Source organism: Longibacter sp. (genome assembly GCF_051155795.1).
GTDB lineage: Bacteria > Bacteroidota > Rhodothermia > Rhodothermales > Salinibacteraceae > Longibacter.
The window spans coordinates 1-11,073 of record NZ_DAXETW010000051.1 but is presented as its reverse complement, the minus strand read 5'-3'; the positions used below and the strand labels follow the sequence as shown (position 1 = coordinate 11,073).

At 65.8% G+C, this 11,073-nt stretch carries 5 protein-coding genes; all 5 read left to right on the top strand.

Annotated features, from left to right (window positions below):
• Positions 1-1,396 precede the first annotated feature (1,396 nt).
• Positions 1,397-2,527, top strand: a complete 1,131-nt coding sequence (locus ACFCU0_RS06030; RefSeq protein ID WP_434972764.1) for a DNA polymerase Y family protein — start codon at positions 1,397-1,399, stop codon at positions 2,525-2,527.
• 65 nt (positions 2,528-2,592) lie between these two features.
• The gene (locus ACFCU0_RS06025; protein WP_434972763.1) at positions 2,593-2,832 is read left to right on the top strand and encodes a hypothetical protein; all 240 of its coding nucleotides are present in this window, start codon (positions 2,593-2,595) and stop codon (positions 2,830-2,832) included.
• Positions 2,833-3,007: 175 nt separating this feature from the next.
• Positions 3,008-6,301: a DNA polymerase III subunit alpha gene (locus ACFCU0_RS06020; protein ID WP_434972762.1), complete on the top strand. Its 3,294-nt coding sequence runs from the start codon at positions 3,008-3,010 to the stop codon at positions 6,299-6,301.
• Between the two features lie 148 nt (positions 6,302-6,449).
• Positions 6,450-7,598, top strand: coding sequence for an FIST signal transduction protein (locus ACFCU0_RS06015; protein ID WP_434972761.1), 1,149 nt, complete (start codon positions 6,450-6,452; stop codon positions 7,596-7,598).
• 98 nt (positions 7,599-7,696) lie between these two features.
• Positions 7,697-11,073: response regulator (locus ACFCU0_RS06010; protein ID WP_434972760.1), on the top strand; the 3,377-nt coding region annotated here is incomplete at its 3' end.

Here is an 11,073-nt window from a genome sequence, read left to right as displayed (position 1 = left end):
GCCGGTTTTTTGGTCAAGCAAAAAACCGGCACCAACGGAAGGGGTAGATGCCTCCCTTCGCCGTGCGCGCCTCGTCATGCCGGACCCCGATCCGGCATCTCGTCGGTGCTGGCGGCTCGCTGTGCACCGAGCAGGCGCCGCACGTGTCCACGGCGGCCTTTCTCCCTGTCTCATTTTTTGACTCGCCAAAAAACGAGACGCAAAAAAAACGACCCGTCCACCGCGCTTCGTCTAGCACTACGCCTCCGCCACACCAATCCGGTGCTAGCTCGCTGCGCTCGCGTCGCGGAACGACTCCAAAGGGCCCGAAGGGTCATCCTGGCGACTCGCGAGCACAGCTCGCTCAGACAGGGATTTGTTCATGTCGTGGCTCTGGCTTCGCGCACCACGGGCACTAACTCGCGATGCTCATGTCGCTCAAGACGACGAAGCGCGCAAGGCCGAGGGGAACAACATCTGAATCCATGAATGCCGCGCCATCGCCCGAATCTCGAGCAGGGACAGACGTACAGGTGTACCAGCGAACCCAGCACCCAAACCTCACCCCCCTCCCCCTTTCTCCCTCTCACCCTTTCGCAACCCCTGGACCGCGCAAGGCCGGGGGGTACGGCAATCTTGGCTCAGGGAGATAAAGTTCTCAGTCTGAGCGTCGTTTCGGCCCTTGGAGACGTTCGCCGCTCGGACGGGAGCGGAGGCCCCGCGACCGACCACCTCCGAATTACGGAATCGGTGGAAACGGTCGTCGGGAAATGCTCCCCGCGAAGACCTCGAAGCGATACAATATGCTCTCCGCAAAGGGGTCGCTGAGAGGTCGAGCCTTGGAGCATTTCAGCGGGGCCGTAGCGAGCGTCAGGCGAAGGTCTCCCAGGCCTTGACTTTTTTTTGCCGGTTTTTGGGTCAAGCCAAAAACCGGCACCAAGGATAGGGATAGCTGTCCTCTCTCTGTCTCATTTTTTGACTCGCCAAAAAACGAGACGCAAAAAAGCGCCCCGGCGGTCCGCGGTCCGGCGGGCGTTTCCGTTCGGACGCGGAATGAATCGGAACTCGCCCGCACGGCGGGCTCAGACAACGATTCATTCTAATCGCGTCCTCGCTTCACCGCCTGATGCGCCGGACCGCGCAAGGCCGGGGGGTACGACATGTGAATCCATGAGGGGAGCGCTATGGCCGGAATCTGGTGCTCGGACAGAAACACAGGCATACCTGCGAACCCAAACCCCAAACCTCACACCCCTTCCCCCTCACTGAAGAACTGTAACGATCGGCATGTCACATGCCGGGGTGGTTTGATTCTAACCCGCAGCACTCATATTGTACACATGCATGTGTGATATATGAGGGGTGGGTGAGATTCTGTCCCTGTGGAGAACATGGTTGATCGATACGGCAGATGGGTATGGACGTCGGGTGTGTGTGCATTCCCCATGTGGGAGCGTGGGCGATTCGTGAATGTGAAGGACGGGACGCGCTGGGCGATCTGGTGGTCGTGGAGGCGGGGCGTGTGACGGCTGCGTCGGTCGCGGCACAGTCGGCCGGCGTGGAGACGGGCATGACGATCGCCCGTGTGCGTACGGTCTGCCCCGAAGCGACGGTGCGTCCCCGGGACCCGGCGCTGGAGGCGGCTGCATGGCAGCACGTAGAGACCCGGCTGAATGCCACAACCCCGTACGTGGAGACGGAGGAGCCGGGCCGCGCCTTCGTTCGTCCTCACCGTCGCGACGATCTGGCCCGGGCGATCGAGGATCTCGGCGCGCGGGCGGCCCTGGCGCCGTCGCGAGCCGTGGCCCGACTGGCGGCAGGAAAGGCCATCCGCGGAGAGCTGCTGCAGATCGACGCCGAGAATGTGACGAGCTTTCTGCGTCGCCTGTCGGTCGATGCCCTCGGGCAAACCGTTGTGTCGCCGGACCTGGCCGAGCAACTGGCCCTCTTCGGCTACGACACCGTGCACGCCGTTCGCTCGCTGTCGAAGCGTCACCTCACCGCGCAGTTCGGAGAGGACGGCGCCCGGCTCCACGCCTTCCTGCACGACGACGATCCGCCGGTGTCGGCGTACGTGCCGCCGCCGTCGATCCGGGAGGCCTACACCTTCGAGCACGATCACAAGGAGCCCGGACGGATCGAGGCGGTCCTCGCCGAGCTGGTCGAGGAAGGGGCTCAGCGACTCGACCGGCGGACCACGCAGCGGCTCACGATCCGGCTGGAGGAACGCGGGGAGCCGACGCAGACCGCGGCTCGCACGCTTCGCGAACCCAAAGAGGATGCCGGGGACCTGGCCGGTCTGGCGTCGACGCTGCTCCATACGCTGGTGCACGACGGCATGCGGGTCTCCGCGGTGTCGGTCGAACTGGGCGCACTCGCCACACCGACCGGGCGACAGGGACGCCTCTTCCACGAGCGACCCGGTGTGCGCAGGGCGGTCGAAGCCGTCGAACAGCGATACCCCGGGGCCGTCCGGCGCGTCGTTACGGATGCAGCCGCCATCTTCGACGAAGACCGGTACGACTTCGTCCCCGTCCGCGCAGCCTGAGGGGCCAGGTTGTACCACTCCCTTCGTTCGGGCTTCTCCCCGTCCTCCGATCCTTCCCTTGTCGTATGCGTCGCGTTTTCGTACCGGTCGAAGTCCAGTGCCGCAACGACGTCCCGAAGCGCGTGCGATGGAACGGAACGGACTACCGGGTCGAGGCGATGGCCGAGTGCTGGGTGGTGGAGTCCCGGTGGTGGAACGCCTCCGCCTTCAGCCGCCGCGTCTACTACCGCCTCTACACCGACCGCGGCGTGCTGGAGGTCTTTCGCAGCGACGGCCGGTGGATCCTCGCTCGTGTCGCGGACTGAAAGGCAATGCGAAATTTCGAGTGCGAACGTCGAAATGGCTGGAGGTTTGGCAGTGTGAAAGTTTGAACGTGGGGAGGTGTGGATGTCTGTATGTGTGTAGGTCTGTGGGTGATTGGGTCGATCCCTGAACCCGAGTAGTACCCCGCTGAACTCTGAACCCTGAACTCTGAACCTTTTGCCTGTTGCTCACCTCCATACGCGCAGCTGGTTTTCCTTTCAGGACGGCGGGTCGTCGCCGGAGGATCTGGCGCGGAGAGCGGCAGAGCTGGGGATACCGGCGGTGGCGCTGACGGACCGGCACGGCGTCTACGGCGCGGTCCGGTTTCAGAAAGCGTGCCGGGAGCAGGGCATCCACCCGGTCATCGGCGCGGAGGTGGACGTAGCTCCGGTCTGGGACGCGGAGGAGGGAGACGATGGGGAGAACGCGGCTCCCCTCGTGCTCCTCGCCGCCACCCGAGAGGGCTACTCGCACCTCTGCCGGATCCTCACGGCGGCGCATCTGCGGGATCGGGATCAACCGTTCGCCACGCTGGGCGACCTGTCGACGCACGCGGAGGACCTGTTCTGCCTGACCGGTACGTACGGCAGCCGATGCTGGGCGCTGGTGGACGCGTGCCGCCACAACGGAGCGGTGCGGTGGATCCGAACGCTCGAGCGCATCTTTGGGGAGCGTCTCTCCATCGAGATCAGCAACCACCTTCGTCCCGGCGACAAAAAACGGATGCAGCGCCTCGACCGCCTCGCGACGGCGAGCGGCGTCCCGCTCGCGGCCACCGGCGACGTACGTTATGCAACCCGGGCCCACCACCGCCGCTACGACCTCCTCACCTGCATCCGCGAGGGCGTGACGGTGTTCGACGCCCACCCCGCCCGTCCCCGCAACGCCGAAGCCCTGCTGCGCGACGAAGCAGCCGCCCGCCGCCTCATCCCTTACCCCGACGCCTGGGACCGGGGGACGGACATCGCCCGCGCCTGTCGCGTCGACCTGCTCCCCGATGCGCTGACGACGCCGGCCGCTCGCTACGATTCGGATCTGCCGCCGGAAGCCTACCTGCGGCAACGCTGCCGCACCGCGCTCCACGACCGCTACCCCCCGGGCAACCGCGCCGAAGCCCGGCGGCGGATGAACGACGAACTCCACACCATTCGCGACCTCGGGCTGGACGAGTTCTTTCTGGTCGTCCGCGAGATCGTAGAGGAGGCCCGCACCCGCGGGATTCGCTGCAAAGGACGGGGCTCCGCGGCCAACTCCATCGTCGCCTACCTCCTGGGCATCACCGCCGTCGACCCGATCGCGCACAACCTGCTGTTCGAGCGCTTCCTGCACCGTGGCCGGAAGGGGACGCCCGACATCGACGTTGACTTTGACTCCGACCGCCGCGACGAGGTGATCCGGTGGATGGAGGAACGCTTTGGGGTCGAGCAGACGGCGATGACGGCAACGCTCGTCACGTACCGCCTTCGCTCGGCCCTCCGCGAAACGGCGAAAGCCCTCGGCTGGCCGCTCGACCTGATCGACGACCTCACGGCGCAGGTGCCGGGGCGGGGCGCGGCCTACGTGTCGGACTTCAGCGAACGAATCCGCCGCACCCTCGGCGATGCGCCGCTGGTCGATACCCTGCTGGAAATGACGGCAGCGCTGGACGGATGCCCCCGTCACCTCGGCCTCCACAGCGGCGGCATGGTGCTCTCCCGCACTCCGCTCGCGCACTACACGCCCGTGCAGCGGTCCGCCAATGGCGTGCGGGTCGTGCAATTCGACAAACACGACGTCGAAGCCCTCGGGCTCGTCAAGTTCGACGTGCTCGGGCTGCGCATGCTGGCTACGCTCAGTGAGGCGACCGACCTCATGCGCCGCCACCAGGGCGAGAATGCCGAGACCGACCTGCCACTCGACGATCTGCCGCTCGACGACGTGCAGACCTTCAACCTGGTCCGAACCGGCAAGACGGTCGGCCTTTTCCAGATCGAGTCGCAGGGCCAGATGCACCTGCTCGCCAAGCATCAGCCGGAAACGTTCGGGGATCTGATCACCGAGATCGCGCTGTTCCGTCCCGGTCCGCTCCAGGGCAACATGGTCGACCCCTTCGTGCGTCGCCGGCGCGGGCAGGAGAAGGTTACCTACGACCATCCCTCGCTTCGCCCGATTCTCCACGACACCTACGGCATCATCCTCTTTCAGGAGCAGGTGCTGGAGGTCGCACACCAGTTTGCGAACATGCCGCTGGAGGACGCCGACAAGTTTCGGCGGCTGATGTCGTCGTTCCGGGATCCCGGCGAGATGGAGGACATGCGCCAGCGATTTGTGGCCGGGGCGATGGAGAACGGGGCAACGGAGGAGACCGCCCACAAGGTGTTTGACAAGGTCGCAGGGTTCGTCGGGTACGGCTTCTGCCGGAGCCATGCCGCAGCCTTTGCGCAGACGGTGTACCAGTCGGCCTACCTGAAGGCGCACCACCCGGCGCCGTTCTTTGCCGCGTTGATGCAGCACCGCCCGGGCATGTACAGTCAGATGACGCTGGAGGAGGAGGCCCGCCGGTTCGGGGTGGTGATTCACGGGCCCGACGTTCACCGGTCGGGGGTACGATTCGACCTGGAGCCGTGCGACGATGCCGATACCGGCTGGGCCATCCGCAAGCCGCTTGCCAGCGTCAAGCACGTCTCGCCGGAGGACGCCCAGGAGATCGTGTGGGCGCGCCTGGACGGGCCGTTCGAGTCGGTGGAGGATCTGTACACGCGGGTCGCGATGGACATCGACGCGTTCCGGAGCCTGTCCCGCGCCGGGGCCCTCGACCGTATCGCCGGGTCCAGCCGCGGCGCGCTCTGGGAGGTGGGCGTTCTGCACCAGCGGCTCGGCGAGCCCGGCCGGCAGATGGAGCGCACCCTGTTCGACCAGCCGGTCATCGCGGAAGACGACGTGCCCTACCTGCCGGACCTGGAGGCGTCCGAGCGGCTGAGCTGGGATCTGCAGACGCACGCGGCCGCCCGCCGGCACCCCATGACGCTCGCCCGCCGAACGCTGCAGGACCTGGAGATCCGGACCGTCGACACATGCTTCCGCTTCGGCCGCTACGTGCCGCTCAACCCGTCTGGGCCGCCGCCGCGACTGACGGTCGCCGGCCTCGCCATCCTGCGCCAGCGCCCCTCGACCGCCTCGGGCGTGACGTTTCTCACCATCGAAGATGAGACGGGCTTTATCCAGTGCATCGTCTACCCGAAGGTGTGGGCCGCCTACGAGCACGTGCTCACGGCCGGCCACGTCATCGTCCGCGGGCCGCTCCAGGTAGACGGTAACTGGCGCGGCATCGTCGTCGAAGAGGCCTGGCGGCTCGACGGTATCTTCGGGGGCTACGAGGGGCATCCAAGCGCGTCCGGCGGACGCGACCGCTGGATCCGCGAGCTCGGAACGGAGCGAGAGGGCACCGCGGCGGCGCGCCTGCCGGACCCGTCGGCCGACACGTCTTCTTAGCCGGGCCGCTGGCCGAAGCCTCCCGAGCATTCGTCGAAAAATATCGGGGGTTCGTCGAAAAAGTGGCAGGGGCAGGCACGTCATCGCCGACGTTACCCCTGTTCGTTGCTCCATCCTTCCCCTTCGACCGGCTACGATCCTGCCCAACATGAACACCTGCTCTTGCAGCGTGACGCCTTCCGTGGACGCCGTGATGATTGACGAACCGACACCGGAACGGGTCGCGGACCGCCTGCGCTCGGATGCCCGGTCGGGACACGTAGCGGTCGTACTCATGGGGGCCGAGCATGCCGGCGACTTCGCTGCGTATGCAGACCTGGGCGACGTCCCCGAGCACGTCGTTGGCCTGTTTCCCGGAATCATCAACGAAAGCCGGGTTCACCGGGGTGGCGCTCTTGTGCTGCACGTCCCGGCCCTGGCAGCGCCTCAAGTCGTGGATCTCGCGGAGCCGGCCGTCGGCGACGACCTGGTTCGCCGCATGACCGAGGCGGAGGATCGTCCCACGCTGATGGTGTTTGCCGATGGAACGGCGGAGCACACGGGTCGCCTGATGGAGATGTTGAACGACCGTTTCGGGTCTACCTGCTCGTTCGTCGGGGGCGGTGCGGGTCGTCTCGATGCACCGGGTGCGCCTTGCCTCATCGCCAGAGGCCGGGCGCAGAGTGGCATTGCCGTGCTGGTTCCGGTGAATGCCTCATCGACCGTCTGTGCACGCCACGGATGGACACGCTCCGGAGACCCCCTCGTGGCCACGCGCACCCGCGGTAACGTCATCGAGCATCTCAACTGGGAGCCCGCGTTCGAGGTCTACCAGCGTGCGGTGAAAGAACGGACCGGGGCCGCGCCGGATCGCACCTCTTTAGCGCTTGACGGCATATCCAGCCCTTTCGGGCTCGTTCGGTCGAGGGACGAAGACGTCGTTCGCATCCCTCGATCCGTCACCGAAACCGGCGGCATCCGATGCTCCGGCCCGGTTCCCCGTCACGCGCTCCTGCATCTGATGGAAGGGCATCAGGAAACCCTGGAGGACGCTGCCCGCCAGGCGCGCCGCATGGTGGAAGACGGCACATCGACGCCTCCCGTGTTCGTGGCCTGCTGCGCGTCTCGCTCGTCCGTCTCGCCGGATGAGCATGGCACGGAGCTTGACCTATCCGACGATACGTGGACCGATTCTGCCTCCCGAACGGCCGGCGTGCTCACCCTTGGTGAGATTGGCTCGATGGGATACGGCAGCCTTGAATGGCTAAACAATAGCTATCTCGCCGCATCTCTCTCGCACCGCGAGCAGGACGCCTGACCCGCGACCTGCTGCTGTAGCTGACGCCGGCACGGGGACGATGCCTCGGTGCCACAAGCATGCCCCTCCTTTCTTTCCGGCGTCCGTGCCGCGCAGCCATGGGAGCACCGACCCCCTCTGTTGAAGACATCGCAACCCTGTACGAGCTGTCCCTCACGCTGGGGCGCTCGCTCGATCCGCAGGCAAACGCGCGCGACTTCGCCAATGCCCTGAAGGCGCACAAGGGCCTGGATTCCGTCGTCATCTGGGCGGCCACCGGCGGTGGCGACTTTCTTCCGCTCCACACAACGACGACGATAGCCACCCCGTCCCACACGCCCGACGACCACCCGCTCGTTCAGGCGATCAACGATCAGGGGTACGTTTCCGTCCATGCGTCCGACCCCTCCTTCGATCGGTTGACCACCGACCGGCCTATCTCTTCCGGCGCAATTGCCGCCGTGTACCTGAGCGAGGAGGGATTCATCGAGCTCCACGACAGCAGCCGGAGGGCGCCGTTCGATCACCGCGAGCTCCGGCAGTTCGACGACGTCTTCAAGAAGCTCTGCCACACCCTCCGCGGGGGACGCGCCCACCAGCAGCTCCAGAGCGAGATTGCGGAGCGCAAGCGGGCCGAGTCCCGGCTCTTCACGCTGATTCAGAACCTGCAGGACGCGATTCTGCTCGAAAATCAGGATCGTGAGCTGCTCTTCGTGAATCAGGCATTCTGTGATATGCTCTCGATCCCGGCGCCGCCAGAGGCCTTGATCGGCCTCGACTGTGCGCAGGCCGCCGAGGAAGCGAAGGATCTGTACGAAGACCCGGAGTGGTTCATCGAGTCGATCGAACGATGCATCGAGGATCGCGAGCGCGTCGTGGCGATGCCGGTTCGGATGAAGGATGGGCGGCACCTGCTGTGCGACTTCATTCCCGTCCGGCTCGACGACGGCACCTATCTGGGTCACCTCTGGCGGTACCAGGATGTGACGGAGGAACGGCGGATCCGCCACCAGCTGGAGCACCGCCTGAACCTGGAACGCATTATCGTCGACGTCTCCACGAACTTTATCAAGACGCCGGGTGACGAGCTCGACCGCGTGATCGAGTCGTCTCTCGGAACGGTCGGCTCCTTCGTTGAGGTCGACCGGAGCTACGTATTCTTGCTCGACGAGGAAGCAGGCACCCTCCGAAATACGCACGAGTGGTGTGCGGAAGGAATTGCTCCGGAGAAAGAAAACCTGCAGGACCTTCCGGTCGAGGCGTTGCCGTGGTGGATCGAGCAGATCCGGACCCAGAAGCCGTTGATTGTCCCGTCGGTGGCCGACATGCCGGAGGAGGCCTCGGTCGAGCAGGAGATTCTCGAAGCGCAGGATGTGCAATCGCTGGTCGTCGTGCCGATGACCCGGGAGGATCGTCTCATCGGCTTCGTCGGCTTCGATGCCGTGCGAAAGAACACCGACTGGGACACCGACACGGTGATGGTGCTCCGCGTGCTGAGCGACGCGATCTCGAATGCGCTCCAGCGCCGTGCGGTCGAAACGGAGTTGCGTCAGGCCAAGCAGGAGGCGGAGGCGGCCAGTCAGGCGAAGTCCTCCTTCCTCGCGAACGTCAGTCACGAGATTCGCACCCCGATGAACGGCGTGATCGGGATGACGAGTCTTCTACTGGAAACCGACCTGAATGAGCAGCAGGAGCAGTACGTGGAGACGGTTCGGACGAGCGGAGATACGCTCCTCACGCTGATCAACGACGTTCTGGATTTTTCGAAAATCGAGGCCGGACGGTTGGAGCTGGATCTGCAGCCGATCTCGGTCCAGCAGGCCGTGGAAGACGTGCTCGACCTCGTTGCCCCGCAGGCGGCGGAGAAGAACCTGGACCTTGCCTTTACGCTCGAGCCCGATGTGCCCCGGCACGTTCGAACCGATCCGGCGCGGCTCCGGCAGGTGCTGTTGAATCTGGTGTCGAATGCCGTCAAGTTTACGCCGGACGGCGAGGTGACCGTTCACGTCCGGGTCCTCTCGCCCGATGAGGTTGCCGCGAACGAGCGTGCTGCATCGCAGGACGAGAGCAACGCCCCAGTCGTCCGCCCGTCCGATCCCGACGCCCTGTATCTCGGGTTCGACGTTCGCGACACCGGGATCGGCATTGAGCAGGAGAAGAGCGACCGCCTGTTCGATGTCTTCACCCAGGCGGACGCGTCAATGACCCGGCAGTTCGGGGGCACGGGACTCGGACTCGCCATCTCGCGGAAGCTCAGTCAGAGCATGGGGGGCACCGTCACGGTGGAGAGCACGCCCGGCGAAGGGTCGGTCTTCACCGCCTCGATCGCGACGGAAGCCGTGGACGCCGGGGCCGTATCGGACGCACCGGCGACCGAGGCGCAGCAGGCCATTGCCGGACGCCGGATTCTACTCGTCGGCGAGGACTCCGCGACCATCGATTCGGCCGAGCGGTGGCTGACCCAGTGGGCGTCGAACGTGGATCGTGTGGCCTCCGCGCCGGATGCCTTTGCCCGGCTCACATCCGGAGACGCGGTCGACCTCGTCGTCTTCGACCCACCGGCGACGGACGATGCCACGGACACGAGCGTTTCCGCGACCGTGCGTATGCTGGCCGCAAGCGCGACGCCGGTCCTGGTTCTGCTGCCGCTGAACGCTCAGAATGACGGCTTCGAGGCCGGCCGGATTCTTCGGAAGCCTCTTCGGCCGTCTCGACTGGCACGGGTCATCGCCCAGACGATCGGGGGCGAGGATGCGGTGGATGCATCGAGCGGGGAGAGCAATGAGGTTGCGAACGAACCCCGGCAACCCCTCCGGGTGCTCGTCGTCGAGGACAACGCCGTTAACCAGCGTGTGATGGAGCAGATGCTGGGCCGTCTCGGCTACCGCCCCGATCTGGTGTCGAACGGCCTGGAGGCGATTGATGCGTTGAAGCGGCAGGCGTACGACCTCGTCTTCATGGACCTCCAGATGCCGGAACTCGATGGTCTTGAAGCGACGCGTCGGATCCGCTCCCTGTTCGAAGTCGACCAGCCGCGGATCGTGGCACTCACGGCAGGAGCGATGGAAGGTACGCGCGAACGCTGCCTCGACGCCGGCATGGACGCCTACCTTGCCAAGCCGATCCGCCTGGACGACATCCGGCCGATCATGGCCTCAACGGCTCCTGCAACAGCACCCGTCGAAATACAGGCCGGGGGCGACGGTGCGGTGGGGCAGGGCGCACTGTCCTTCTCGGTTCTGGATCAACTCAGTCGCGACGTCGGCGCCGATGGGCCCGAGGACCCGTTCGTTCGAGACCTGGTCGAGCAGTTCGTCACCAGTGCCGACGAGGCCCTCGACCACCTTCACTCGGTGGCACAATCCAACGACGCCGACGTGCTGCGGCGGGAGGCACACCGCCTGAAGGGAGGAGCCCGAACGGTTGGCGCCGAAGACTTCGCCCGGCAGTGCGAGGCCCTCGAGGCCGCAGCCGAGCGCGGCGATGCCGAGGCGGT

Bases quoted from the DNA above. Each gene is read 5' to 3' on its own strand.
- ACFCU0_RS06030 (WP_434972764.1), top strand. From the start codon at position 1,397: ATGGACGTCGGGTGTGTGTGCATTCCCCATGTGGGAGCGTGGGCGATT.
- ACFCU0_RS06025 (WP_434972763.1), top strand. From the start codon at position 2,593: ATGCGTCGCGTTTTCGTACCGGTCGAAGTCCAGTGCCGCAACGACGTC.
- ACFCU0_RS06015 (WP_434972761.1), top strand. From the start codon at position 6,450: ATGAACACCTGCTCTTGCAGCGTGACGCCTTCCGTGGACGCCGTGATG.